28 protein-coding genes are annotated in these 25274 nt (G+C 70.4%); 21 read left to right on the forward strand and 7 right to left on the reverse strand.

Going from position 1 to position 25274, the window contains the following annotated elements; genetic code table 11:
* Positions 1–23: 23 nt before the first annotated feature.
* From AB0881_RS22300 to AB0881_RS22320, 5 genes are all read left to right on the forward strand, one after another.
* The gene (locus AB0881_RS22300) at positions 24–1241 is read left to right on the forward strand and encodes a GAF domain-containing sensor histidine kinase (protein ID WP_366619413.1); all 1218 of its coding nucleotides are present in this window, start codon (positions 24–26) and stop codon (positions 1239–1241) included.
* Positions 1242–1294: 53 nt separating this feature from the next.
* Positions 1295–1927: a response regulator transcription factor gene (locus AB0881_RS22305; RefSeq protein ID WP_366619415.1), complete on the forward strand. Its 633-nt coding sequence runs from the start codon at positions 1295–1297 to the stop codon at positions 1925–1927.
* Positions 1928–1963: 36 nt separating this feature from the next.
* Positions 1964–2755: a protein phosphatase 2C domain-containing protein gene (locus tag AB0881_RS22310; protein WP_366619417.1), complete on the forward strand. Its 792-nt coding sequence runs from the start codon at positions 1964–1966 to the stop codon at positions 2753–2755.
* A 424-nt stretch (positions 2756–3179) separates the two neighbouring features.
* Positions 3180–3524, forward strand: a complete 345-nt coding sequence (locus AB0881_RS22315) for a DUF2752 domain-containing protein (RefSeq protein WP_366619419.1) — start codon at positions 3180–3182, stop codon at positions 3522–3524.
* 91 nt (positions 3525–3615) lie between these two features.
* Positions 3616–4308 carry an RDD family protein gene (locus AB0881_RS22320; RefSeq protein ID WP_366619421.1) on the forward strand — a complete coding sequence of 231 codons (693 nt, stop codon included), beginning with the start codon at positions 3616–3618 and terminating at the stop codon, positions 4306–4308.
* Positions 4309–4413: 105 nt separating this feature from the next.
* Here the strand turns inward: AB0881_RS22320 and AB0881_RS22325 are convergent, their stop codons facing one another.
* Together AB0881_RS22325 and AB0881_RS22330 are read right to left on the reverse strand one after the other, a co-directional pair.
* Entirely contained in the window at positions 4414–5238 is an 825-nt protein-coding gene (locus AB0881_RS22325) for a hypothetical protein (RefSeq protein ID WP_366619423.1), read from the reverse strand.
* 638 nt (positions 5239–5876) lie between these two features.
* Positions 5877–6239, reverse strand: a complete 363-nt coding sequence (locus tag AB0881_RS22330) for a hypothetical protein (protein WP_366619425.1) — start codon at positions 6237–6239, stop codon at positions 5877–5879.
* A 168-nt stretch (positions 6240–6407) separates the two neighbouring features.
* On the opposite strand from AB0881_RS22330, the gene AB0881_RS22335 reads away from it, so the two are divergent.
* Positions 6408–7139: a haloacid dehalogenase-like hydrolase gene (locus tag AB0881_RS22335; RefSeq protein ID WP_366619427.1), complete on the forward strand. Its 732-nt coding sequence runs from the start codon at positions 6408–6410 to the stop codon at positions 7137–7139.
* On the opposite strand, the gene AB0881_RS22340 is transcribed toward AB0881_RS22335, so the two are convergent.
* Complete coding sequence (locus AB0881_RS22340; RefSeq protein ID WP_366619429.1) at positions 7108–7911, reverse strand: XRE family transcriptional regulator; 804 nt, start codon at positions 7909–7911, stop codon at positions 7108–7110. The genes AB0881_RS22335 and AB0881_RS22340 overlap by 32 nt on opposite strands.
* A 360-nt stretch (positions 7912–8271) precedes the next feature.
* On the opposite strand from AB0881_RS22340, the gene AB0881_RS22345 reads away from it, so the two are divergent.
* From AB0881_RS22345 to hemC, 4 genes are read left to right on the forward strand one after another with little or no spacing between them, the layout of a single operon-like run.
* A complete protein-coding gene (locus AB0881_RS22345) occupies positions 8272–8430 on the forward strand; it encodes a hypothetical protein (protein ID WP_366619431.1) in 159 nt (52 codons plus the stop codon).
* Positions 8430–9254 carry an SAM-dependent methyltransferase gene (locus AB0881_RS22350; protein ID WP_366619432.1) on the forward strand — a complete coding sequence of 275 codons (825 nt, stop codon included), beginning with the start codon at positions 8430–8432 and terminating at the stop codon, positions 9252–9254. The genes AB0881_RS22345 and AB0881_RS22350 overlap by 1 nt, the downstream gene beginning before the upstream one ends.
* Positions 9251–9607, forward strand: coding sequence for a hypothetical protein (locus tag AB0881_RS22355; protein WP_366619434.1), 357 nt, complete (start codon positions 9251–9253; stop codon positions 9605–9607). Before AB0881_RS22350 ends, AB0881_RS22355 begins: the two co-directional genes overlap by 4 nt.
* Before the next feature lie 53 nt (positions 9608–9660).
* Positions 9661–10647 (forward strand): hydroxymethylbilane synthase, encoded by a 987-nt coding sequence (gene hemC, locus AB0881_RS22360; protein WP_366619436.1) that lies wholly within the window; start codon positions 9661–9663, stop codon positions 10645–10647.
* 409 nt (positions 10648–11056) lie between these two features.
* Here the strand turns inward: hemC and AB0881_RS22365 are convergent, their stop codons facing one another.
* Positions 11057–11893: a GntR family transcriptional regulator gene (locus AB0881_RS22365; protein ID WP_366619438.1), complete on the reverse strand. Its 837-nt coding sequence runs from the start codon at positions 11891–11893 to the stop codon at positions 11057–11059.
* A gap of 147 nt (positions 11894–12040) precedes the next feature.
* On the opposite strand from AB0881_RS22365, the gene AB0881_RS22370 reads away from it, so the two are divergent.
* The 9 genes from AB0881_RS22370 to AB0881_RS22410 all read left to right on the forward strand — a co-directional run bounded on the left by AB0881_RS22370 (position 12041) and on the right by AB0881_RS22410 (position 19736).
* A complete protein-coding gene (locus AB0881_RS22370) occupies positions 12041–13585 on the forward strand; it encodes a replication initiator (RefSeq protein ID WP_366619439.1) in 1545 nt (514 codons plus the stop codon).
* Positions 13582–13773 (forward strand): helix-turn-helix domain-containing protein, encoded by a 192-nt coding sequence (locus AB0881_RS22375; RefSeq protein ID WP_366619440.1) that lies wholly within the window; start codon positions 13582–13584, stop codon positions 13771–13773. Before AB0881_RS22370 ends, AB0881_RS22375 begins: the two co-directional genes overlap by 4 nt.
* A 463-nt stretch (positions 13774–14236) precedes the next feature.
* Complete coding sequence (locus AB0881_RS22380; protein ID WP_366619441.1) at positions 14237–15451, forward strand: site-specific integrase; 1215 nt, start codon at positions 14237–14239, stop codon at positions 15449–15451.
* Between the two features lie 173 nt (positions 15452–15624).
* On the forward strand, positions 15625–16416 hold the full coding sequence (locus tag AB0881_RS22385; RefSeq protein WP_366619443.1) for an ABC transporter ATP-binding protein: 792 nt from the start codon (positions 15625–15627) through the stop codon (positions 16414–16416).
* 103 nt (positions 16417–16519) lie between these two features.
* The gene (locus tag AB0881_RS22390; RefSeq protein ID WP_366619445.1) at positions 16520–17299 is read left to right on the forward strand and encodes a sulfite exporter TauE/SafE family protein; all 780 of its coding nucleotides are present in this window, start codon (positions 16520–16522) and stop codon (positions 17297–17299) included.
* Positions 17300–17388: 89 nt separating this feature from the next.
* Positions 17389–17649 (forward strand): hypothetical protein, encoded by a 261-nt coding sequence (locus AB0881_RS22395; RefSeq protein WP_366619447.1) that lies wholly within the window; start codon positions 17389–17391, stop codon positions 17647–17649.
* 117 nt (positions 17650–17766) lie between these two features.
* Positions 17767–18219 (forward strand): VOC family protein, encoded by a 453-nt coding sequence (locus tag AB0881_RS22400; protein WP_366619448.1) that lies wholly within the window; start codon positions 17767–17769, stop codon positions 18217–18219.
* A gap of 75 nt (positions 18220–18294) precedes the next feature.
* Positions 18295–19140 (forward strand): metalloregulator ArsR/SmtB family transcription factor, encoded by an 846-nt coding sequence (locus tag AB0881_RS22405; protein WP_366619449.1) that lies wholly within the window; start codon positions 18295–18297, stop codon positions 19138–19140.
* Positions 19137–19736, forward strand: coding sequence for a dihydrofolate reductase family protein (locus AB0881_RS22410; protein ID WP_366619451.1), 600 nt, complete (start codon positions 19137–19139; stop codon positions 19734–19736). The genes AB0881_RS22405 and AB0881_RS22410 overlap by 4 nt, the downstream gene beginning before the upstream one ends.
* 88 nt (positions 19737–19824) lie before the next feature.
* On the opposite strand, the gene AB0881_RS22415 is transcribed toward AB0881_RS22410, so the two are convergent.
* The gene (locus AB0881_RS22415) at positions 19825–20742 is read right to left on the reverse strand and encodes a Rieske 2Fe-2S domain-containing protein (RefSeq protein WP_366619453.1); all 918 of its coding nucleotides are present in this window, start codon (positions 20740–20742) and stop codon (positions 19825–19827) included.
* Positions 20743–21056: 314 nt separating this feature from the next.
* Between AB0881_RS22415 and AB0881_RS22420 the strand changes: the two genes are divergently transcribed.
* Positions 21057–21299 carry a hypothetical protein gene (locus AB0881_RS22420; RefSeq protein ID WP_366619454.1) on the forward strand — a complete coding sequence of 81 codons (243 nt, stop codon included), beginning with the start codon at positions 21057–21059 and terminating at the stop codon, positions 21297–21299.
* On the opposite strand, the gene AB0881_RS22425 is transcribed toward AB0881_RS22420, so the two are convergent.
* Both AB0881_RS22425 and AB0881_RS22430 read right to left on the reverse strand, forming a co-directional pair.
* Positions 21300–23510 carry a molybdopterin oxidoreductase family protein gene (locus AB0881_RS22425; protein ID WP_366619456.1) on the reverse strand — a complete coding sequence of 737 codons (2211 nt, stop codon included), beginning with the start codon at positions 23508–23510 and terminating at the stop codon, positions 21300–21302.
* Between the two features lie 488 nt (positions 23511–23998).
* Entirely contained in the window at positions 23999–24310 is a 312-nt protein-coding gene (locus AB0881_RS22430) for a hypothetical protein (protein ID WP_366619458.1), read from the reverse strand.
* 191 nt (positions 24311–24501) lie between these two features.
* On the opposite strand from AB0881_RS22430, the gene AB0881_RS22435 reads away from it, so the two are divergent.
* Positions 24502–25254 (forward strand): XRE family transcriptional regulator, encoded by a 753-nt coding sequence (locus AB0881_RS22435; RefSeq protein WP_366619460.1) that lies wholly within the window; start codon positions 24502–24504, stop codon positions 25252–25254.
* Positions 25255–25274 lie beyond the last annotated feature (20 nt).

A 25274-nucleotide genomic window follows, 5' to 3' on the forward strand; every position in this document is an offset into this window, starting at 1 on the left:
GCGACACGCCCATGGCGCGGCGGATGGGCAGGTTTCAGGCGGGCATGGGGACCGAGAGCGGGAACGGCCGCGTGCGGGCCGGCGAGCCGGGCGAGGCCGGCGCGGCGCTGCACGCCGTGAGCTCCGCCGTGCTCGCCGTCACCCGCCACCTGTCGGTCCACGAGGTCCTCCAGGTGATCGTCCGGGCGGCGGCGCAGCTGCTGGACGCCCGCTACGCCGCGCTCGGCGTGCCCGACGAGGAGGGCTCGTTCGCCGAGTTCGTGGTCGAGGGCGTCTCCGAGGAGGAGTGGGAGGCCATCGGCCCGCTCCCCCGCCAGCACGGCATGCTCGCCGCGATGCTGCGCGACAACGCGCCCAAGCGGCTCGCCGACATCCGCCGCGAGCCGGAGTTCGAGGGCTGGCCGACGGCGCACCCGGTGCTCAAGGACTTCCTCGGGGTGCCGATCCGGGACGGCTCGGACGTCCTGGGGATCATCTTCCTGGCCAACAAGAACCGCCGCGAGGACCGCCCGGCCGGCTTCACCGAGCGGGACGAGGAACTGCTCACGCTCTTCGCCGCGCACGCCGCGATCGCGATGACGAACGCCCGCCTGTACGAGCACAACCGCGAGCTGACGGTCGTCGCCGAACGCAACCGGCTGGCGCGCGAGCTGCACGACGCCGTCGCGCAGAAGCTCTTCTCGCTGCGGCTCACCGCGCAGGCCGCCGCGGCGCTGGCCGAGCGCGACCCGGAGCGTACCGTCCGGGAGCTGGCGCAGGTCGAACGGCTCGCGGCCGAGGCCCTCGCCGAGCTGCGCGCCGTCATCTTCGAGCTGCGCCCCGCCGACCTCGCCGACGGCCTGGTCGCCTCGCTCCGCAAGCACGTGGAGGTGCTGGACCGGGCGTACGAGACCGAGGTGCGGTTCGCCGCCGACCCGGCCGCCGCGGCCGTGGTGCTCGGGGAGGAGCAGGAGGCCGCCCTGTTCCGGATCGCGCAGGAGGCGCTGCACAACGCGCTGCGCCACGCCGGGGCGAGCGGCGTCGAGGTACGGCTCCGTACGGGCGGCGGGCACGCCGTGCTGGAGGTCGCCGACGACGGCGCCGGCTTCGACCCGGCGGCCGCGGTCCCGAACGGCGAGGCGTCCGGCGGCGGCCTGGGGCTGGCATCGATGCGGGACCGGGCGGAGGCGGCGGGCGCCGCCCTCTCCATCGACGCCGCGCCCGGGATCGGCACGGTCGTACGGCTGGAGGTGCCGTTGTGAGGCATGCTGGGGCGGTTCCGGTGCGTACCGAGCGGAAGGGTGCAGTGGGGGCAGTGATCCGAGTGCTGATCGCCGACGACCATCCGGTGGTCCGCCAGGGGCTGCGCACCTTCCTGGGCGTCCAGGACGACATCGAGGTCGTGGGCGAGGCGGACGACGGGCTCTCGGCCGTGTCGCTGGCCGAATCGCTCAAGCCCGATATCGTGCTCATGGACCTCAAGATGCCCGGCGCCGACGGCCTGGCCGCGCTGGCGGAGCTGCGGGCTCGCGGGGTGGCGGCGCGCGTTCTCGTCCTGACCAGCGTCACGGAACGGGGGCACGTGCTGCCTGCAGTACAAGCGGGTGCCGCCGGGTATCTCTACAAGGACGTCGACCCGCGGGCGCTGGTCCAGGCGATCAGGGCCGTCCATGATGGGCATGTCCTGTTCGCGCCGGACGCGGCCGAGGCGATGGTGCGGACGGACGCGGCCGACGACCGCGGCGGCCAGGCCGCGCTGACCGAACGGGAGCGGGAGGTGCTCGTGCAGATCGCGCGGGGCAGGTCCAACCGGGAGATCGCCCGTGCCTTGTCGGTCTCCGAGAAGACGGTCAAGACCCACGTCAGTAATCTGCTCATGAAACTGGGAGTGCAGGATCGGACGCAGGCGGCGTTGTACGCCGTCCGCCATGGACTGGCCGGCGAGTGATACAACTCCTCTGACAGGATCGTCATCGAAATCGGTATGAACGTAGCAATCAGGTACGCAGCAGGCAGTGACATCGGATGCAACCGTGAGAACAACGAGGACTCCGGTTATGCCGGCGCGCGGTTGATCGCGGTCGCCGACGGGATGGGCGGTTACGCGGGCGGCGAGGTCGCCAGCTCGACCGTCATCGCCTCGCTGCGCTCGCTCGACGCCGACACCCCTCCCAGCGATCTTGTCGAGACGCTCGGCCGCGCCGTCGCCGAGGCCAACGAGAAGCTGCGCATCGTCCGCGAGGAGCGGCCCGACCTGAGCCGGATGGGCACCACGCTCACCGCGATGCTCTGGTCCGGCGCCTCGGTGGCGCTCGCGCACATCGGCGACTCCCGCGGCTACCTGCTGCGCGAGGGCGAGCTCTTCCAGATCACCAAGGACCACACGATGGACCAGCTGCTCAGCGAGGAGGCCGAGCAGGCCGGCGGCACCGCCGACCCGGCCGAGGTCTCCCGGCTGTCGCACGTCCTGTACCGGGTCCTGGACGGCCGCGAGGACCGCGAGCCCGACCTGCGGCTGCGGGAGGCCCGGCTGGGCGACCGCTACCTGCTGTGCTCGGACGGCCTGAGCGGCCCGGTGGACGCGCAGACGATCTACGAGGTGCTGTCGGCCGAGGCCGACCCGCACCGCGCGATCGCCCGGCTGATCGAGCTGGCCCGCGGCAACGGCGGCCCGGACAACATCACCGGCGTCATCGCCGACGTGGTCGAGGCCGAGCACATCGCCGGCGCCGAGCCCCCGGTCACGGTCGGCGCCGCCGCCCAGAGCCAGGCCTGAGCGGCACCGGCGCGTCCCGCCCCGCCGATCCGTTCCGCCCGGATCCGGTGGCCCTCTCGTGTCCCGCCGACCGCCCGGCACGCCGTCCCCGGCCGGGCCTCGCGACACGCCGATGAACCCGCGCATGGGCGCCGCCGCGCGCCGTTCACGATAAAGAGGGCTCCACCTGCTGGTGTTTTGTCCTACGCTTTCCCCCGAGGTGGAAACGATCGAGCTTCAGGTCACGGTCCGGTCGCGGATGGTGGCCAGGTCTTGACCGGCCTTGGGGTGCACCCGATATACGGGTCACTCGAACCAAGTCATCGAGGCGGAGGATTCGTTGGGGGGAGTGCCCGGGGCGCGGGCCACCGGTGCACCGCAGGGTGTGCCGGGCGAGCTCGTCGGCCGGACCCTCACTGCTGCGCGGCACGGCCCTGTGGGCGTTGTGCTGCGCGTCGCCGCCATGGCCGCCGCGGCCATGGGGGCGGCATGGATCCATCGTGTCAACGACCCCGGCGTGCTCTGCCCCCTGAGGGCGGTCACCGGGATTCCCTGCCCGCTGTGCGGGGGGACCACCGTGTTCATCGAGATGGGCTCGGGCCGTCCGGCCCAGGCCGTGCTCGCGAACCCGGTGGCCTTCGCGGGCGCCGTCGCGCTCGCGCTCGCGCCGCTGGGCCTGGGAGACCGGTGGCGGGCACTCCAGCCGAACACCCGTATGTGGGTGCTCGGCACCGCCCTCTTGGGGTCGGAGCTGTGGCAGCTTGTCAGGCTCGGGCTACTGCGGGTTTGAAAGCCGCGCGATTCGTCGGCCAAACTTGCGGAGCCCTCCGGGTCCGGCGGGCGTCACATACACCACAAGGGTCAATCAATAAGGAGCAAGTGTGGGTAACCCCTACGACCCCTACGGTCAGCAGCCGGGCTACGGTCAGCAGCCGGGCTACGGCCAGCAGCCGGCGCAGCCGGGCTACGGTCAGCAGCAGCCCGGCTACGGTCAGCAGCAGCCCCAGCCGGGGTACGGCCAGCCCCAGCCCGGGTACGGCCAGCAGCCCGGCTACGGCCAGCAGCCCGCCGCCCAGCCCGGGTACGGCCAGCAGCCGGCCGCGCAGCCCGGGTACGGCCAGCAGGAAGTGCACCACCACCACTACGGGTCGACCGGCCAGCTGGCCGAGTGGGGTTCGCGCGTCGGCGCCACCCTCATCGACGGCCTGATCATCGCCGGGCCGCTCATCCTGCTCTACATCGTGGCCATGCTGCTCGCCGCCGCCGGTGACGCCGGCGCCATGATCGGCTTCCTGCTCATCGGTGTGGGTTACCTGCTGGCCCTCGGCGCCGGCATCTGGATGATCTACCAGGAGGGCACCACCGGCCAGACCATCGGCAAGAAGCAGATGGGCATCCGGGTGGTCGGCGGCCAGACCGGCCAGCCGATCGGGTTCGGCATGGCGTTCCTGCGCCGCATCTGCCACGCGGCCGACAGCTTCGCCTGCTACATCGGCTACCTGTGGCCGCTGTGGGACGACCGCAAGCAGACCTTCGCCGACAAGATCGTCAACACCCTCGTCGTCCGCTCCTGATCAGGACGGTTCCGGCGAACCGCGTTCCCGTACGGGGCGTTCCCTCACCGCGAAGGTGACGGGGGCGCCCCGTTCGGCGTTTCCGGAACGTTCACCGGGGACGGTTCAGGGAACGTGGTCGAACGCGCTGTTGCACGCCGACACCCGGGCGCGCCGTACGGCACGGTCCAAAAGCCGCAGCGCCTCGGCCCGGCGGCCCATCTGGTCGGCGGACAGGCCGCGGCCGTCCAGCGACCGCGCGAGATCCACCACCAGTGCCAGCCGCCCGGCGAGGGCCGCGACGCGGTGCGCCCGCTGCGGGTAGCCGGGCGCGAGCGGATGGTCGCCGCGGTCGGGATCGCGCAGGTCGGCCAGCGTGTCGGCGATCTCCGGCGGGAAGCCGTCGACGTCGTCCACGGTGAGCAGCGCCTCGGTGGCGTCCCGCATCGCGAGCGTGAGCTGGCGGTCGGCGTCCGCCAGCGCGGGCACGTCCGGGACGGCGGGCGCGGCCTCGTACGACTCCCAGCGGACGCCGACGTACGAGGAGCCGCGGCGGTCCTCGGCGGGCACCAGCCCGACGGCGCGGTCCGGCAGGACGGCGATGACCGCGGCCCCGGCGTCCAGCGCGGCGCGGTTGAAGGCGGGCGGGCCGGTCAGGCCGAGCGGGTCGCCGGGCGCGGGCAGCGCGAGCCGCAGCCCGGTGAGGCCCTCGACCCGCAGGTCGCCCAGGCCGCTGCGGAGCGTGGCCTCGCCGCCGCGCGTCCCGCCCGGCCCCACGGCCATGATCGCCGCGCCGCCCACGATCTGCGGGCCGGCGGTCTTCTCGACCGCGTCGACCGCCTCGTCCAGGCCGACGTGTCCGGTCAGCCACGCGTTGCCCCACGCGACCAGCGAGGGGGCGGCGTCGCCCGCGTCGTTGCCCGTGTCACCCTGCCGAACGCCTGCGCACATGCAGACCACCATAAGTGCTCGCCATCGCATAGATTCGCCGCTGGGCTGGCCTGGACCTTCCCGACCGTTCCGGAGTTCTCCGGTGCGGTGGTGTCCGTCCAGGTCAGCCCTACTCTTTGGCGGCGTCTCGGGGAGCGTGCTTCGGGGCCCGTCCGGTCCGTTCGTGGGCGTTCAGACCCCTCCCGATGACGTGGTGTTGACGTGTCGGTGACGCGAAGCGGCCTGGTGGGCGGCTTGGCGGTAGGGCTCTGGGGCCGCTGGGTGTGGGTGGACGGATGCGGCCTTGATCGGGGCGGCGGGTCGCGTAGCCTTGCCCGGCGAACGGGCGCCCGTGGGGCTGCCCGCATCGGCCCGGAGTGCGGCCCGCTAGGGGTCCCCGGTCAAGGACGCATCCGGCCACCCGTGCGCACGCTTAGCCGTCGCCGATGCTGCCCTGTGCTCCCCGCGACGTGATGCGTGGCGTTCACGCTGCTTGTCGCGCGCTGTAGAGAGCGCTGGCCGCGTAGCGGCACGAATGTAAGGGCTGGGTGGTGGGGTTGGTTGGGAACCCCTTCACCTGGAGCCTGGGCGCCTCGGTTCGGCAGGCGCCCATGTGCGTTCGGTCTCGTCGGCAGTGTTCCGGGGCGGCTGTGGGAGTGTCAGTCCGTGTGAGGGCGTACGCGGCGGATGGGGGTCACTTGCGCGGCAGTGTCCTCACGCTCGGACTCTGCCTCCTCCTCGGCGAACGCTGCGTCGATGGCTTTGCGGGTACGGGATGCTTCGAGCCGATGCCTGAGCGGGTTGTCCATCCAATCGTTCAGCATCACGTGGACCTGATCTCCGGTGACCACCGTCCGGACAGGACGGTTCAGCATCCGTCCCGCCCTACGTCCGGCTCGGCGAAAGAGATCGCGCTCGTCGTCGTGCTCGAAACGCACTCGGACATGACCGGTACGACGTAGCTGTTCGGTCCACGTGGTGGCGAGTTCGGTCGCCTGGTCCCCGTTCTCGTCGTGGCGCACGGGCTCTCCCTGCTGGGCTTGGTGGCTCCAGTGTGGCGAGAAACCCGGGGCCGCGCCTGCCCCGGGTGGGCGGGCGGGTGAGAAAGGTCAACCTTGTGCGCGCTGCTGGGCTCTGCGCTGGGCGGCCGGGCTAGGCGGAGCTGTACGGCCCCTCGTAGGGTGGCCGGCGTGACTGGAGATCTGGGCGGTCGTGCGGTGCTGGTGCTGTGGGATGTCGATCACACGCTGATCGAGAACGGCGGAGTGAGCAAGGAGACCTACGCGGCTGCCTTCGAACTGCTCACGGGGCGTGGCGCCGAGCATCGGGCAAGGACCGATGGGCGCACGGACCCGATCATCCTGCGGGACCTCGTCGAACGGCACGGCCTGACGGTGACGGCGGATGATGAAGCACGCTTTGGTGATGTGCTCGCGACCGCGCTTTCGTCTCGGACGTCTCGGCTTAGGGAAGTCGGGTTCGCTCTGCCTGGCGCCCGTGAGGCAATCGCTGCCCTGGGAGCTGAGTCCGGTGTGGTCCAGACTGTTCTGACCGGGAACATCAAAGCGAACGCGTTCACCAAGGTCTCAACGTTCGATCTTCACCATGGGCTTGATTTCGAGATCGGCGGCTACGGGTCGGATGACATCGTCCGAGCGAATCTCGTGGGGATCGCTCAAGCTCGGGCATCGGCGAAGCACGGCATAGAGTTCAACGCGGCGAACACCGTGGTGATCGGTGACACTCCCCGCGATGTGCAGGCCGGACGGCTGGGCGGCGCCTACGTGGTGGCGGTGGCGTCAGGCAGTGACAGCGTTGAACGGTTGCGCGCGGAGGGACCTGATGTGGTGCTCCCGGATCTCGTTGATACAGCCGCCGTCGTTGCTGCGGTCACGGGCGTGCGGAGGGGGGCGGGGTCGTAGCCTCGCCTGTCCGGGTTCGCTGCTGCCAGAAGTTGGACTCCTCGATGGGGGCTGCGGTCTCCCAGACCCGTTCGAAGCTGTTCAGGTAGGTATCGAAGAGGTCGGCGCCTTCGATCCGGCGTAGATGCAGGATCGGCGCAATGTACCCGTACGTCCCGTACATGTGCTGGTTGACGAGCATCTGATCGTCGTAGCGGAAGATCGAGTTGTAGAGGGACGTACGGTGCAGCATGAAGTCGATCCCGGGCGTGCCGACCAACGGGCTGTAGTAGGTCAAGGCCATACGGATACGCGCGGGGATGGCGTCATAGAGTCGTTCCTCTACGCCGCGAAGCACCATCTCGGGGCTGTCGGGATCGCCTAGGACCAACCGGACTTTGACGCCATCGCGTGCCTTGGCGCGAATGATCTCGATCGAATCCGGATTCTCTTCGGGCAGGAAGAGACTGGCATTGGCCAGGATCCAGATGTCACTCTTGGTGCTGGTCAGCAGGTCATTCCACAACTGCCGAGGAGTGTTCGCCCGGTGCGCGTAGTGGGTGACGACCTCCGATTGGGACGTAGCCTCCCGATCGCCCTCCAGGTCGGGCCAGAGCCAAGCGACCGGGACCTCTAGAAGCTTTGCCGTCCGGTAGGCGGCCGGCCTTCTGGGAGTGACGCCACGCGTGATCCAGCGCTGAACGCTCTTGGGGTCAAGCCCGAGTTCCTCGGCCAACTGCTGCTCGGTATAGCCGCTGTTGATCAGAACACTTCGAAGCCGTTCATTCTTCATGATCAAGCGCCTGTCCCTGGGGGGCGTTAGGGGACGTTTGTAGCACGCCTCCAACGTCCCGTAAAGCACTGGGGACGCGGTGTTGACGCTTGTGGCCTCGGGTGTCGGATCGAGTCACAGAAACGAAGATCCGGCAATGAGGGGACTGAATGTGGCGAATGGGGCTGTGGACGTTGATCGAGAGGAGCGGGCCGGGTCACGGCTGAGCGTGGCCGTGGGTGAGGGGCGGTTGCACCTGGCGGCGTTGGACGCGGTGTTGGTGCACCGGTCGGCGGAAGGGCTTGGGGCCGAACGCCCGTATGGGCTGGCGTGTGGGGTGGTGAGACGGGCGGGGGCGGCGCCGGTGCTAACGTGCTTCACGTGGACCGGCCTGAGTGGTCGGTGGAAGTGGAAGCGAAACGTGTCGGTGGTCGCTGGTGGTTCCTGGTGGCGGGGACCGGTGAGGGTGTGGTCCCGGTGGATGAGGTGGAGCAGGCTCCGGCCGTGCTGGCGGGCATCCTGGCGCGGGAGGTCGAGTGATGGCGCGGCGCTTCGATGAGCCCTTCGATGTGCGCGCGGCGCTGGAGCACACGATGCGGCGGCCGTCGACGGCGCGGATGTATGACTACTTCCTGGGCGGCAAGGACAACTACGAAGAAGACCGGAACGCGGCGGAGACGGTGGAGAAGGTGGTGCCGTCGATTCCGAAGGCGGCGCGTGACAATCGGGCGTTCCTGGGGCGGGCGGTGGCCTGGTGCGCGCAGCAGGGCATCGACCAGATCATCGACCTGGGCACCGGGTTCCCCACCGCGCCGAACACCCTGGACATCGCGCGCCGGTTCGCTCCTGATGCGGTGGTGGTCGGAGTCGATCACGACCCGGTCGTTCTCGCGCATGCGCGGGCACAACTGGGCGCAATGCCGATCCTGCCCGGCGACATCCGCAACCCCCGTCCCCTGATCGCCGATCTCGGCGCGCTCATCGACTGGGATCGGCCGGTGGCGGTGCTGATGGTGGCAGTCCTGCACTTCGTCGCCGACGACGAAGACCCGGCGGGGATCGTGGCCGCCTTCACCGAACCGCTGGGGCCGCGTAGCGCGGTAGTGATCTCGCACGTGTGCTCCACCGGCGCCGACCCTCACGCGGTGGCCGAGGTGGAACGGGTGTATGCCGGCTCGACCTCGCCCGGCAGCCGGTTCCGCACCCATGAGGAGATCACGGGCCTGTTCGGCGGGCTGAACCTGGTCCCGCCCGGGGTGGTGCAGGTGCAGCACTGGCCGATCGAACGCGGCGCGGTGACTGATCTGCCGGTGCTGGGCGGCATCGGACAGGTCCCGGCCATGCGACACGGGGGGCGGCGGTGACGGGCCTTCCGGAACAGATCAAAGCACTGTCTGAGCGTGCCTCTGAGCTGCGGGACGCCGCCGAACTCCGGTCGGAGAAGCTCTCGCTGTCCGACACGGCGCTGTCGCTGGAGCACCTGCTCGATGCGGTCGACGCGCTCTGGAGTGTGCTGGGTTCGCTCAATACCCGGGTGGAGACGATCCGCGAGCGTGAGGCGTGGGTGCGGGCCCGCACCGAGAAGACCGCGCTTGACCGGCTGGACGTGGCCGAGGTGAACCTGGGCTACGGCCATGAGGGCCTGATGGTCGCCCGCCACCTGATCGAACTGGGCCGCGCCGAACTGGTCACAGTCGAGCGCGAGGGATGGGAATGAGGGCGGGCATGAATCAGGGAGAAGGAGCAGGTGGCTCCGGTAGTGTCTCGGCCGTGACCGATCTGGTACCCGCTTCGGAGTCCGGCGTGCAATCCGCCTTTTCGTGGTCTGGCGGGGGCGGCATGCTGCGGCTCGGAACGCGTACCTCTCCGCTGGCCATGATGCAGGCCCGAGCCGTCGCGGCGCGGTTGGAAGAGTTGGCCAACGTCTCGGTAGAGATCACCGGTATCCAGACGGCGGGCGATCGGCACCGGGGCCACCTGGGCGAACTGGGCGGCAAGGGCGCGTTCATGCGGGAGATCGACCGCGCCTTGCTGACGGGGCGGGTGGACCTGGCCGTTCACTGCCTCAAGGACGTACCTGGCGATGTGCCTCGCCCTGAGGGGCTGGTGTTCGCCGCGTACATCGAGCGGGACGACACCTCCGATGTGATGCTGTTCCCGATGGCGGCCAAGGCCCAACGGCTGGAAGACCTCAAGCCTGGGGCGCTGGTGGGAACCTCTGCCGTGCGGCGGCGGGCACAGCTCTGGCAGATCCGTTCTGATCTCCGTGTGGAGTACCTGCGGGGCAATGTGAACTCGCGGCTGGGACGGCTGGACTCGGGTGAAGAGTTCGACGCGATCGTTCTCGCCACGGCGAGCCTCACCCGACTGGGCATCGATCGGACAGGCGAGGTACTCGACATTCTTCCGGCGGTCGGCTCCGGGGTGCTGGCGGTGGACTGCCGACAGGCCGATCACGACATCGTGGAGCTGGTGCGGCTACTGGATCACACCGAGACCCGGCGGTGCGTGAGCGCGGAACGGACGATGCTGCATGGCCTGCGTGGGCACTGCAACAGTCCGATAGCCGGTCATGCCCGACTGGAACGGGACGGGCAGCTCAGCTTGCGCGGGATGGTGTTCACCCGGGATGGATCCCGTTTCGTGCACGCTCAGGAATGGTCACAGCCTGACAAGGGCGCAGACCTCGGCGCGTACGTGGCCGGTGACCTTCTGCGCAAGGGGGCCCGTGACCTCATCGACGGTATCCCGCACTGACGCCGGATGAGAGGGCCGCGGCTTCCCGGGCGCCTCGACACTGAGGGGCCGGTGGAATGGCCGTAGGCCACCCGTAGGGCGACCGTGAGGGAGTTGGGCCGGCGCCGTGGGCACCTTCCCGCCTGAGAGTTGATCGGGTGGAAGCCGCTGCCCGGTATCGGGCTGATGCTCGGTGCCCGGCCACGCGCGGTGCGGCGGGCGCGGGCCGTCCATAGCGTTACCGGGGCCGTGGGCGGGCGCCGCGCTGCGAACGGCCCCCAAGGCCGCACGCGCAAAGCGCGTGCGGGCCGTCCACGGTTCCGGTCTGCTGTGGGCGGGCCCGGCCCCGCGCCCGGCCCGCGCTTGCGCGGGCCCTTGAAACAGTAAAGAAACTCTGAGCCCATCGTGATCAGCGCAGGCTGGTTCCGCTTCAGAGGGTGAGTGCGATGTATTCGGTACCGGGCTCGCTGTCGGCGGCACTGGCGACCTCGAACCTGTCCCCGGGTGCGCGGATCTCGGTGTACTCCAGCGGGCGCCCGTCGGCGGCGAGCGTGACGCGGCGCACGACCATGAGCGGGGTTCCGGTGGGCTCCATGATCAGGTCAGTGATCTCGTCTCCGCTGGGCATGGCGGCATGAACGGCGGTCGTCCAACGCAGCGGGCCGCGTGTATCGGCTAGATGCCCGTAGAACTCGGCGGGCTCCACATTGCGTTGCAAGGTCTCGCGGGGGCCCTCACCCTGCATGGTGCCGAGGAGTTCGGCGGGGATGTTCGATTCGACGTAGATGCGGGCGTGTGTCTTGGCGTGCTGCCAGAAGGCGTAGCGGTAGACCACCATGTGCCCGCGCCGGACCCTCAAAGTCTCGGCCGTCTCGATGGAGCATGGGTTGGGGATCGGCACGCGGTGGCCTAGCCCGGAGTGTTCCCGTTCGGCGTCGCTGGGGACGGTGACGGGCTCCCATCCGGCGGTGAACAGATCGTAGTCCGGGCTGAGCAGGTCGAGATGGGGGCCTTGACCGATGGCGATGAGGCGCCGGTCGGGGCGGGGACGCACGAAGGTGCCGCGCCCATGGGCGACGGTCAACAGTCCTTCGGCGGCCAGTTGGGCGATGGCCTTGCGGACCGTGGGGCGTGAGGTGGCGTAGTGGCTGGCCAGATGGGCTTCGCCGGGGAGGGCCTGGCCTGGCTGGTAGTAACCGTCAAGGATTTCGGTCCTCATGTGATCGGTCACCATCCGCCAGCGTGCGGGGCCCTTGTCGTCGGTCATAGGTCGCGCCTTTCTCGAAAGTCGTTGGTCCACGCCATCTCTTCCTTACAAGAGGTAGCACGTCTTGTGTAACGTGTCGAGCGTCCAGAGAGATGTAGGACATGTGGTGCTACGTCTAGTGGCACGTGTTGCGGGAGGTGGTGTCCGATGGCTCACGAGGAGACGACCAGCGGAAACGAGGGGAGCGACGATCGCGACGGGCTTGCGGCTGTGCCCCCGTGGATGCGGGCGGTGGCCGAGGTGATCTCGGCGCCAGGGTACGAACGCTGGACGCGCCAGGTGGCGGCTACGGGTGGTTGCTCGGCGCCGGTGCGGCTGGTGGGCGAGTCGCAGGTGATCGACGCTGCCACGGGGTCGGTGCTGCATGTGTATCGGACGGCTGATGAGCCCACCGGACACCTGTTGGTGGCGTGCGGGAATCGGCGCGGGTCGGTGTGCCCGGCGTGTTCAGAGGTCTATCGGCGGGACGTGTTCCAACTCATCCGCTCTGGCCTCGCGGGTGGCAAGGGGGTTGCCGATGCGGTGCGGGAACACCCGCGCGTGTTCGCCACCCTCACGGCGCCGTCGTTCGGGGCGGTACATGCCCGACGGGAGCGGGGCGGGAAGGCGGTGGCGTGTCGTCCCCGACGGGACCGTGGGGTGTGCGCGCACGGAACGGCGGAGCACTGCGGGGCTCGGCATGCCACCGACGATGCGCCGGTCGGGCAGCCGATCTGCGCCGAGTGTTACGACTACGTCGGGGCGGTGCTCTGGCAAGCGCACGCGGGCAAGCTGTGGCACCGCTTCACACTGGAGCTACGGCGCCAGCTGGCGCGGCGGGCCGGGATGTCGCGGCGCCGGTTCGATGCGCTGGTGCGGGTTTCGTTTGCGAAAGTGGCCGAGTATCAGCGGCGTGGGCTGGTCCACTTTCACGCGGTGATCCGCCTGGACGGGCCCGGCGGTCACGACGATGCCCCGCCCGGGTGGGCCACGGCCGAATTACTGGCGGCGGCACTCCCCGATGCGGCGCGGCGAGTGCAGGTGCTCTCGCCCGAACCCGGCGGCGGGCGGCGGGTCCTGACGTGGGGCGATCAGATCGACGTGCGGGCGATCGTGGTGCGCGGGGACGGTGCTGGCCTGTCCGATGAGGCGGTGGCGGGCTACATCGCCAAGTACTCCACCAAGGGCGCCGAGACCTCTGGCGCCATCGACCGGCGGCTGTCGTGCGCGCGGTGCAAGGGCATGGGCACCATCAGCGGGCGGCACGGCCCGGCGGTCTGCAAGCGGTGCAGCGGGGCCGGTACCGCTGGGGGCCTGGACCTGGACCGGCTCGCGGTGACGGAGCACGCGCGCCAGATGATCCGCACGTGCTGGGACCTGGGAGTCCTGCCGGAAATGGCGGACCTGCGGTTGCGGCCGTGGGCGCACATGCTCGGGTTCCGGGGGCACTTCGCGACCAAGTCTCGCCGCTACTCGGTCACCCTCGGGGCACTGCGGCAGGTGCGGGCCGACCACAAGGCGGCCGACTCCCGCGAACGAAACGGGCTTCCCTCCCCTGATTCCACGGTGGTGCTCGCGCACTGGCGATTCGCCGGGCAGGGCTATACAGAAGCGCAAGAGATCCTCGCCGGCCACATCAGTCAGCGCGTACTGACCGCGCGCCGAATCGCCGAACAGCGGCAGGAGGAAGGGCGAGAGGAGAAAGGCGCATGAGTGATCCAGAACAGCTCTGGACCATCACCGAACTCGCGCAGTTCCTCCGCAAACCGAAATCGTGGGTGTACGACCACTACCGCGAACTGTTCCCGTATTACAAGATCGGGCAACAGGTTCGGTTTGATCCGCAGGAGGTACGGGCGGCGCTGCGAGACATGACCGTAAACGAAAAAGCGGCTGCGTGACAAAACCCAGAAATGTCGAGAGGTGCGTGTCCTGCAACGGGCGCGGCTGGAAGTGGTTATCGGCGCGGCGCTTCCTGATAGTGCGGCAACTGGGCTCGGAAGCAGAGCCCGAACGCGGCGGGCAGACTCGGCTAGCGCTCTGTGCGATGTGTGACGGATACGGCCACGTCAAGGCGGCATGAGATTTGACGGTCGATGGCGCGGGCGGGACTTGCGGGGCGCTCCCTCGGGTCCCGCCGGCCGAGTCGCACTCAATTGGCAGGTGCCGCGAATGCGGCTCCCTTGTCGGGGCGGGCGGTCGGGGGAAGGTGAGGCGGGACCCCCGGAAGTCGACCGTCCACCCTTATCCAGGGAAAAGATTGGCTGGTAGTGGCCGGTGCTGACGGGCTCGCGTTTTAGGCCTGGCTGGTCAACCTCCATAAAATGGTGTCAACAGGCGTCAACGAATGGACGGGAGATCGAGATGGGCAAGCAGGAATGGCGCGATGGGGAAATGAGGGACGGTATCCGTAAGGTGCGGAACGCTCGCGCCTCCAAGGCTGCCGGGAAAGACGTCTACTCCTTCAAGGTGCCCTATCGGGACGCGAACGGAAAGCAGACCTCGGAGACGTTCAGTTCGTTCACGGCGGCTTCGCGGTTCCGTAACAAGGTCCGGCAGCAACGTGACGAGGGACTCTCCATCGATCCCAAAGCGGGCCGCATCTCGGTCAAGGAATATGCCGAGAAGTGGCTTGCCGCTGCTGCGTCCAAGCGTGAGGGCACGTACACGGAGTACGAGAAGCGGGTGCGGCTGTACATCGTCCCGGCCCTGGGCGGCCGTCAGCTCCGGGCCGTGACCCGTGACGAGGTGCAGAAGATGATCAATGACCTCAAGCGGCGTGGGCTGTCCCCCATGACCATCCGGAACGTGCACCGGACGACCGTCGCTCTGTTCCGTACCGCTCAGGTGATCGACCACAAGATCGCCTCCTCGCCGTGTGTGAGCATCCTCCTGCCGGAACTTCCTGACCGTGAGGTGGAAGTGCTGACGGCTGCGCAGGTACGTGAGGTGTCCGCGAAGATGCCGGCCCGGTGGCGGGCTGTGGTGCTCGTGGCCGCTGGTACGGGTCTCCGTATCTCTGAGGTGGTGGGGCTGACGTGGGACCGGATCGATCTGGAAGCGGGGTCGGTCACGGTGGATCGGCAGATGTCCACGAAACGGCTCCTGGCGCCGGTGAAGACCCGCAAATCACGGCGCGTGGTGCCGATGCCCGACGTGGTCGCTGATGCGCTGCGGGCGCATCGGGAGGCGTTCCCGCCGTTGATGCAAGAGGTCGGGGACCTCGACGGAAAGACAGTGCATCGTACGGCGCTGGTCTTCACGCGGGCGGACGGCGCTCCGGCCAACGCTGGCGATGTACGTAGGCCGTTCATGCGGGCTCGTGATGCCGTGGGCCTGCCTGCGTCGGTCACGTTCCACGTGCTGAGGCACACCTATGCCTCACTGTTGATCGCGGGTGGCACGCATCTCACGGTCATCCGCGACCGGATGGGGCACTCCTCCATCTCGATCACTTCCGACACTTATGGTCATCTGTACCCTGAGGAGAACGAACGCACCCGGGGTGCGATCGATGCGGCGTTCGCCGCTGACGATGACCCCGATGACGGTGCGGCGGGTTCGCTCGCACGTGTCTGACCTGCATGAACGCAATGAGGTGACAGGATGTTGACACGGTATCCGCGTCAAGCGGCCAGTAGCACCGCTGACCTGCGGCTTCGCGTGATCCTCACCGCATCGGCCGGAATCGCATAGGTTCTTTCCTGAGGACGGATCACCTGGCAAGGCGAGATTGGGGACAAAGGCGCGCGATGGCCGGAGAGGTACTTCAACTCCGCGATGTCGGGGTCAGGCGCGGCGGCGCCGATCTCCTCCGCGGGGTCACGTGGACGGTGAACGAGAACGAGCGCTGGGTGATCGTCGGCCCCAACGGCGCGGGCAAGACGACGCTGCTCCAGGTCGCCGCCGCGCTGCTGCATCCGACCACCGGCTCGGTGGAGATCCTCGAGGAGGAGCTCGGCCGTACCGACGTGTTCGAGCTGCGTCCCCGCATCGGCATCGCCAGCGCGGCCGTGGCGGAGAAGGTCCCGGCCGGTGAGACCGTCATCGACCTGGTGCTGACCGCCTCGTACGCGATCCTGGGCCGGTGGCAGGAGGAGTACGACTCCACCGACCTGGCGCGCGCCGCCGAGCTGCTGGACGCGCTGGGCGCCGCCGACCTGATGCGGCGGCGGTTCGACACGCTGTCGGAGGGCGAGCGCAAGCGCGTCCAGATCGCCCGAGCGCTGATGCCCGATCCCGAGCTGCTGCTGCTGGACGAGCCCGCCGCCGGCCTGGACCTCGGTGGCCGCGAGGATCTCGTCAACCGGCTGGCGCGGCTCGCCGACGACCCCGGGGCGCCCACGATGGTGCTGGTCACGCACCATGTGGAGGAGGTCCCGGACGGCTTCACCCACGGGCTGCTGCTGCGCGGCGGCGAGGTGGTCGCGCAGGGCAAGGTGGACGAGGTGTTCACGCCCGAGCACCTGGGGCACTGCTTCGGCCTGCCGCTGACCGTGGAGCGGCAGAACGGCCGCTGGTACGCCCGCGCCGCCGCCCGCTGACGCCGGGCGCGGCGCGCCGGAGGCACCCCGGTCGGGGCGCTGATCTGCGGGTTCCCTACCATCGTGATCCATTGCGGACTCGTGGTGGCTGAGTGGGTGAGGTTTGAACGTTCTCGACGCGGTCGCGGTGCTCGCCGCCGGGATCGCCGCCGGCGGTATCAACGCCATCGTCGGCTCCGGCTCCCTGATCACCTTCCCGACGCTGGTCGCGCTCGGCTTCCCGCCGGTCGTGGCGAACGTCTCCAACAACCTCGGCCTGGTGACGGGCAACGTCAGCGGGGCGTACGGGTACCGCAGGGAGCTGAAGGGCCAGCGCGGCCGCGTGCTGCGGCTGGGCACTGCCTCGTTCCTCGGCGCGCTGGCGGGCGGGCTGCTGCTGCTGAGCCTGCCGGCCGAGGCGTTCGACATCATCGTGCCTGGCCTCATCCTGATCGCGCTGGTGCTGGTGGTCGTGCAGCCGCGGCTCCAGAAGTGGATGCAGGCCCGCCGGAACGGCGACGAGCGGCACCGCCCGCACGGCGGCCCCGGGCTGTGGACCGGCGTGCTCCTCACCGGCGTGTACGGCGGCTACTTCGGGGCGGCGCAGGGCATTGTGCTGATCGCGCTGCTCGGGATCGCGCTGGACGACGACCTCCAGGTGCTGAACGGCGTCAAGAACGCGATGGCGGCGATCGTCAACGGCACCGCGGCGGTGCTGTTCACGATCATGTGGCTGCTCGGCCGGACCGAGATCGACTGGTGGGTGGTGCTGCTGATCGCGGTCGGCTCCACGGCCGGCGGGCTGCTCGGCGCCAAGCTCGGCCGCAAGATCCCGCCGCTGGTGCTGCGCGGTGTGATCGTGGTGGTCGGAGTGGCCGCGATCGTCCAGCTACTGGCCAACTGACCTGCGTCTTCACAGGGTTGCGGAGGCCCGTTTCGGGGTACATATCGAACATAGGTTCGAACGACCGAGGGCATCGGAGGGCATCGCGGATGAAGGGCGACTGGGTCGAGATCGTGGTCGATGTCGGGGGCTCCGCGACGAGGACCTACGAGGTGGCCGCGACCCGCGCCGGGCGCCGGGTCGAGATCGGCAACCGGCGCGGGGTGGTGGAGGTCAGCGAGGTGACCCGTACGGGCACCACGGTGCGGACGGCCCGCTTCATGGCCAACCGCGTCCTCGCCCTCGTCGAGCACCCCGTACTGGACGAGGGCGCCGGCCACCCGGACGACGGCGCCGGCGGCCGCGACTAGCGGAGGCCGGCGGCGGCGCCGGGCCCCGGGCAAGGCGTTCGAGCGGGGTACGGCCTGGTCTGAAGTAGTGCACCGGGCGCGCGGTCCCGCGAGCCCGGCCGAGCTCGGGAGGACCACGTGACCGGACTGACCGCCGCGCGCTGGACGCATGTCGCGCTGCCGACCGGCGATCTGGACAGGGCGATCGACTTCTACACCTCGCTGACCCCGCTGGTGGTCGTGGAACGGTTCGAGGACGCGGCCGGGGAGAGCGCCTGGCTGTCGAACGCCGGCCAGGTGGAGACGCCGTTCGTGCTGGTGCTGGTGTCGTTCGACAAGGACAAGGGGGGACGGCTCGGGCTGCTGCACCCGTTCGCGCACATCGGGATCGAGGTGCCCGAGCGCGGTGACGTGGACGGGCTGGCCGAGCGGGCCCGCGAGCTGGGCTGCCTGCACTGGGAGCCGCGCCAGATGCCGGACCCGGTGGGCTACATCTGCGCGCTGAAGGACCCGGACGGCAACGTCATCGAGATCTCGCACGACCAGCGGGTGTTCGACACCGTGCGGGCCAAGTGGGGCGGCGGGGCCTGACCTCGGCGCGCCGCCGAGCAGGACGCAGGGCTTATTCCTTGACACGAATATTCTTCGCGGTGAATACTTCCTGCCATGGAGATCCTCCTCGCCGCGCTGGCCGATCCGGCCCGCTGGCGGCTCGTGTGCCTGCTGGCCGAGCGGCCGCGCCCGGTCGGCGTGCTCGCGCGGCTCGCCGAGGCGCGCCAGCCGCAGACCACGAAGCACCTGCAGACCCTCGAACGGGCCGGAGTGGTCACGTCCCAGCGCAGCGGCCAGCGCCGCGTCTACGCGCTGCGGCCCGCCGCGCTGCGGGAGCTGGCGGGCGTGCTCGGCGGGCTCGCCGACACGGCGGAGCGCGCCGGCGGGCCGCGCGAGACGTTCGACCGGTACGGGCTCAGCCTCGACGCGGAGCGCAGCGCCGCGCGTGAGCCGGGATGGGCGGACGGCCGCCTGTTCACGTTCTCGCGGTCGCTGGCCGGGAGCCCCGAGGTGGTCTGGCGCCACCTGACCGAGGCGTCCCTGCTCGCCGGGTGGTGGACGCCCGACGACCTGCGCGTCTCCGAGCTCGTCTTCGAGGCGCGGCCCGGCGGGCGGATCGTCCAGGAGTACCGCGACGCCGAGGACGAGGGCGGCTCCGACCCGGTCGCCGGGCGGGCTGAGGGCGTCGTCGAGGACGTGCGCGCCGGGGAGCGCCTCGCCTACCGGCTCGCCCCGCTGCTTCCCGGCGGCGGACCGGCCTTCGTCGCCCACGTCGACATCGCCCTCCGGCCCACCGGCGGCGGCACCGGCCTCGACGTCCACTACCGGATCACCGACAGCACGGTCGATTCCGCGGACTTCGTCGCGGGCATCGAGATCGGCTTCGGCCAGACCCTCGACAGGCTCGCGGCGATCCTCGCCGCGGACTCGTCCGGAACCGACCCAAGGAGTATGAGATGACGGAGCAGACCGGCCGCAAGGTGACCGCCAACCTGAGCCTCACCATCGACGGGCGCTACAACGGCCCCGGCGGACCCGAGGATTTCGCGGCGTTCGCCCCGTACGTGACCAGCGAGGTCGCGCGCGACCACATGACCCGCATCTGGCAGGACGCGACGACGGCGCTCATCGGCCGGATCAACGCCGAGGGCTTCATGGGGTACTGGCCGCCGGTCGCCGCGGACGACGCCGCCGATCCGCGTGATCGTGGATACGCGGACTGGCTGGTCAGGACGGAGAAGGTCGTCTTCTCGACCACGCTCGCCGAGGCGCCGTGGGAACGCACCCGCGTGGTGAACGCGCCCGCCGTGGACGTCGTGACCGACCTCAAGAGCAGCGGCGAGGGCGACATCCTCGTCAACAACAGCGCCAGCGTCATCAAGCCGCTGCTGGCGGCGGACATGGTCGACCGGCTCTACCTCATGATCTTTCCGGAGATCGCCGGGGGCGGGCGGCGGCTGTTCGAGGACGGCCTCCCGGCCACGCGATGGACGCTCGCGCATCAGGAGACCGGCAAGCTGGGCGAGCTCGCCATGGTCTACGACCGCGCGCGCTGAGCCCGGACGGCCCCGTACCACCGCGAGGTTTCACGGGGAACGGGGCCGTCCGGAAGCCTCGGAGGAAGTCTCGGAGACCGTGTGCTCGTCAGCCGATCGGGCGCACCTGGACGGTGCCGTCCTCCAGGACGCGGCTCTCGAACGACGGCTGCCGCCCGGTGGCCGGGCCGTGCACGACCGAGCCGTCCGCGACGCGGAACGTGCTGCCGTGCCACGGGCAGATCACGCACAGGTCGTCGCCCTCGCCGACGATCCGGCCCTGGTGCAGCGGGCCGGCCAGATGGCTGCACCGGTCGGTCAGCACGTGGATCTCGTCGCCGTCGCGCAGCACGAACAGGCTGATGTAGCCGAGCCGGCGCTGGACGGGCCAGCCGTCCGGCAGCTCGGACTCGGCGCACAGGTCGTGCCAGCCGAGCGGCACCAGATGCGCGATCTGGTCGGCGTGGCTCGCCCCGGCGGCCTGCCGGAACGCCAGATGGCCGCCCAGGTAGCCGCCCGCGAAGAGCGCGGTGAGGCCCGCGTAGCCGAGGGCGCGGCCCGTGCCGTCCCGGCCGCGGGACCGTGCCACGAACGAGGCCGAGTAGAGCAGCGTCGCCGTCGCGGTGCTCGCCGCGTGCACCAGCCCGACCCGCTGCTGCTGGCGGTGCAGCGCGCCCCAGTCGGCGATCCCGGTCAGCGCCGTCGGCACGGCCGCGGCCAGTCCCGCCCCGACCAGGGCCTGCGAGGCCCGGTGCGTCCCAGGGATCAGGTCCAGCACGCCGGCCGAGATCCAGCACCCCATCGGCACGTCCGTCAGCGGCGGATGGGCCGGGTGGCCGACCGGCACCCCGTGCAGCGCGTCCTTGAGCGGCCCCGGCCGCAGCACCTTCTGCACGGCGGTGGAGAGCGTCCGGATCGTACGGTCCAGGCCGTGGGCGTGCTCGAGGCCGTCGGCCAGCTCCACCGGATGGGCCCCGGCCTGCGGCCGCGAACCGCGCCGGAAGATCCTGCTCGCCCTTCGGTTCATGACCCTCCTTCGGGGGCGCGTCCGGAAGTCGATGAGGACGGCCGTAAATGGGACGCTCCTGCGACACTAGCCGCCGCATTCTCCTGTTGACCACCCGGGAGAACATCGGGCGGGCCCGCCGGGTGTGCCGGGCACCCACAGTGGTGGATACCTACCTGCGCGTACCCGCCCTAAACCCGGCACCGGACCGCCGCGGCGGCGCCACAGGACCCTCGCCTTCTCGGGATATGAGGGTTGGCCTACAGTGAAATGGTCTGCACGCGACCGGACGAGCCGAGCCCATGGACGTTCCCTCACCACCGGCTGCAGCGCCGGTGCCCGCGACCCCCGACACGACGCTGATCACGCAGATCGAGGCGCTCTTCCCGGGATGGGGGGCCTGGCGCAGCGGCACCCTCCGCTGGTGGGCGTTCCGCACCTCGGCCGAGCCGCTCACCATCGAGCAGCTGCGGGCCGGGTGCCGGCTGCTCGTGCAGGCCGACACGCCCGCCGAGCTGTGCACCGCCATCCGCGCCGAGATCGAGTGCGCCGGCCGGCTTGCGCCCGGCCGCACCTGATCAGGAGGCGGGTTCGAGCGTCACGGGGACGCCGTTGAAGACGGCGTTCCCGGACAGGGGGTCGATCTCGTTCTCGTCGGTGACGGCGTTGACGTTGACGCCCGCGTTCTCGGCCGCGACCCGGGTGCGCGTGCCCGCGCGGCCGTGGCCCCAGCCGTGCGGAAGGCTCACCACGCCCGCCATCACGGTGTCGGTCGGCTCGGCGACGGCCTCCAGCGTGCCCGTACGGGACGTCACGCGGACGAGGTCGCCGGCCGCCAGCCCGAGCCGCTCGGCGTCGGCCGGGTTGAGCTGGAGCGTGCAGGTGTTGGAGCCGCGGACCAGCTCGGGGACGTTGTGCAGCCAGCTGTTGTTGGAACGCAGGTGCCGCCGCCCGATCAGCAGCATCCCGTCCGCCGGCTCGTCGAGGGCGGCGCGCAGCCGGTCGGCGTCGGCGGCGAACGACGGCGGGCACAGCTCGACGCGCCCCGACGCCGTGCAGAGCACCTCGTCCAGCCGGGGCCTCAGCGCGCCCAGATCGAGCCCGTGCGGATGCTCGGTGCGCAGCCGCGCCAGCGTCAGCCCGGCCGGGTCGGCGCCGAACCCGTCGCCGTACGGGCCGAGGCGGAGCATCATGTCGAGCCGCTGCTCGGTCGGCGTGCCGCCGTCGTCGGCGAGCATCTTGCGCAGCTCGTCCGGCTCCCGGCCCGCCACCGGCGAACCGGTCATCGCGACCGCCTTGCCCAGCGTCGACGTGATGATCATCTCGTCCAGGGCGTCCGGCTCGGCGTCCATCCCGGACGCCAGCACGGCCAGCCGGGCGAGGATCGCGGCCTCCGACGGGCGGCCGTCCTCCAGCGGGACGATCGGCGCCGAATAGCGCACGTAGTCGCGTACCGCCAGGCCCAGCAGGGACACGTCGTAATGCGGCGTCTGCACCGGCCGCGGCGGCGGCAGCACCACATGCGCGTGCCGCGTGGTCTCGTTCAGGTACGGGTCGACGCTGACCATGAACTCCAGCCCGGCCAGCGCCCGGTCGAGCCGCTCCGAACCCGGAGCCGACAGCGCCGGGTTCCCGCCGATCGTGACCAGCGCCCGGACCTGGCCCTCGCCCGGCGTCTCGATCTCGTCCGCCAGCGTGGCGACCGGCAGCTCCCCGTTCACCTCGGGCAGGTCCCGGACGCGGCTGCGCCAGCGCCCGGTCGTGAACGGCCGCCGCTTCCGGTAGACCGGCGCGTGCGCGGGCCGCGGGAACATCGCGCCGCCCTCGCGGTCGAGGTTCCCGGTCAGGACGTTCAGGACGTCCACGAGCCAGCTGTTGAGCGTCCCGAACGCCTGCGTGCACGTCCCGATGCGGCCGTACACGGCCGCCGTCTCGGCCGCCGCCAGCTCCCGCGCCATCCGCCGGATCGTCCCGGCGTCGATCCCGGTCACCCCGGCGACCCGCTCCGGGGAGAAGTCCACGACCAGCGCGCGCAGATCGTCCAGCCCGTTCACGGGCCGCTCCCCCGGCACCGCGAGATCCTCCGCGAACAGCGTGTGGACGAGCGCCATCAGCAGATAGGCATCGGTGCCCGGCCGGATGAAGACGTGCTCGCTCGCCAGCTCCGCCGTCCGCGTACGCCGCGGATCCACCACCGTCACCTTGCCGCCGCGCGCCGCGATCGCCTTCAGCCGCCCCGGGAAGTCGGGCGCCGAGCACAGGCTGCCGTTCGACTCCAGCGGGTTGGCGCCCAGCATCAGCAGATGCGACGTCCGGTCCAGATCGGGCACCGGGATCGCCAGCGGGTCACCGAACATGTAGCCGCAGCTCACATGCTTGGGCATCTGGTCGGCGGTGCTCGCCGTGTAGACGTTCCGCGTCCCCAGGGCCTTGATGAGCGCGCCCGCGTACAGCGGACCGGCCACCGAATGCGCCGTCGGATTACCGATATATACGGCGACGGCGTCCTTCCCGTACTTCCCGACGACCTCGGCGATCCGCCGCCGCACCACCGCGAACGCCTCGTCCCACCCGGCCTCGGCCCCGTCCACCAGCGGCACCCGCAGCCGGTCCGGATCCCCGTCCAGCCGCCCGAGCGTCGCGCCCTTGGGGCAGATGAACCCCTTGCTGAGCGGATCCTCCCGGTCGCCGCGCACCCGGGTCACCGCACCCGAGTCGTCCAGCGTCAACTCCAGGCCGCAGAGGGCCTCACAGAGGGGACAGGTGCGAAACGCCGTACGGCTGCCCATCAAGCACTCCTCGTGACCGGGACCGACCCAATCATGACGCGTCCCACCGACACCGCCAACCCTGCCTCGATCGCCGAAGCCAGACAATTACCTCCGAAGTAGACGGGGATGGTTCCCATCCCCGAACAGCCTCCCCCACAATTCCCGCAACCGGCCGGGCCGGGGAGGAGCACGCCTCGGCGCCACGCGAGGCGACGCGGCCGGACGGGGACGACACACCTCGCGCCCGGCCACGCCGATCGGCACGGCCTGGCGCGCGTACCGAGGCACGACCGGCCGTACAGGGACGCCCGCCTCGGCGAGGGCCCGCCCCAGCTCGACCGGGTCGGGCGCCTCGACCAGGCGATGGCGCCCGTACCGATCCTGGGCGACGGCCCACCAGCATCGGGTGTGCGACCCCCACCACGCGCACACCCCGGGGAACCGGTGCGCCAGCTCGGCGGCCGCACGATCGCGCTCGGCACGTGGTGCCCGCAATGCCGTCGCGGTCATCGCCGGTTCTCCGAGCCTGCCCGGCGCCTGAGGCTCCCGCGCACGGCCGGCGCGGCATCGATGATCCGTTCCGCCTCGGCGACCGGCTTGCCCCACGAGGTGAAGAACCACATCCGGCCACCGTCGTCCCGCCGTGCCCGGCACGAGATCGTGTCCGTCGCGTGCGGAACGTGCGGAACGTGCTCGCAGCACCCGGCGACCTCCGGATCGGTCACGCGGAGCCCGTACGCGGTCAGATCCACCGCGAACCCGCGCGCCCCGAGATGAGCCCCCAGCGCCGCCAGCGGCCCGGTTGTAACGTCTCCCATGGGTCCGACGCCTCCTGTCGGATCAAGGCCCCGGTCACCGGTGTTCCCGCACCGCCCGGGGCCGCTCTTGTCGAATGCCCACGAGGTTCCTCCACTCTCCGTGACGCTCCTACTACGTTCCTGGGACGTCTGGGACGTTTGGCGGCTACGTTGAACGAACGTCCTGGACGTCCGGCAAATGGGAGGCCGCCATGGCCAATGACGCACTCCGCCAAGCGCTGGCCGGTGCGAGACTGACGGAGCAGGAACTCGCCGATACGTGCCAAGTGGACGTGAAGACGGTGGCCCGGTGGCTGGCCGACGAAGGCCGCAGGCCGCACCCCCGGCACCGCTGGACCGCGTCCGAGGCCTTGGGAGTTGATGAGGCCGTGCTGTGGCCAGACGCCGTCCGCAAGAACGTGAAGACCGGCCCCGACCGCGAGATCGTCGCGGTCTACCCGTATCGATCCGCGTGCCCCAAGTCCGTCTGGCGCCGCCTGATCGGCGACGCCTCGAAAGAACTGGTCTTCGCCGGCTACACGAACTACTTCCTGTGGCTGGAGATCCCCAACCTCCGCGCGGTGCTGCGCCGCAAGGCCGAACGCGGGTGCCGCGTCCGGTTCCTGGTCGGGGACCCCGACAGCGAGGTCACCCGGCGCCGCGAGGAACTCGAAGCCGTCCCGCTCACCGTGGGCACCCGCATCAGGATCACCCTGGACGAGCTGGGCAAGCTGGCCGACGTCCCCGGCGTTGAGGCGCGTTACGGCGACGAGCACATCGCCCTGAGCGTCTTCCGCTTCGACGACGAGATGCTGGTGACGCCCCACCTGGCGCACCTGGCCGGACACGACTCGCCCATGTTCCACGTACAGCGGCAGCAGGAGGACGGTCTCTACGACAGATTCGCCCACCACGTCGGCGAACTCTGGAATGGCGGCCGCCCGGTCCCCACTTTGGTGACCTGAACCGCGAGACCCGCCCAGGA

Origin of the sequence: Spirillospora sp. NPDC029432 (genome assembly GCF_040703975.1) — a bacterium.
Lineage (GTDB): Bacteria > Actinomycetota > Actinomycetes > Streptosporangiales > Streptosporangiaceae > Spirillospora.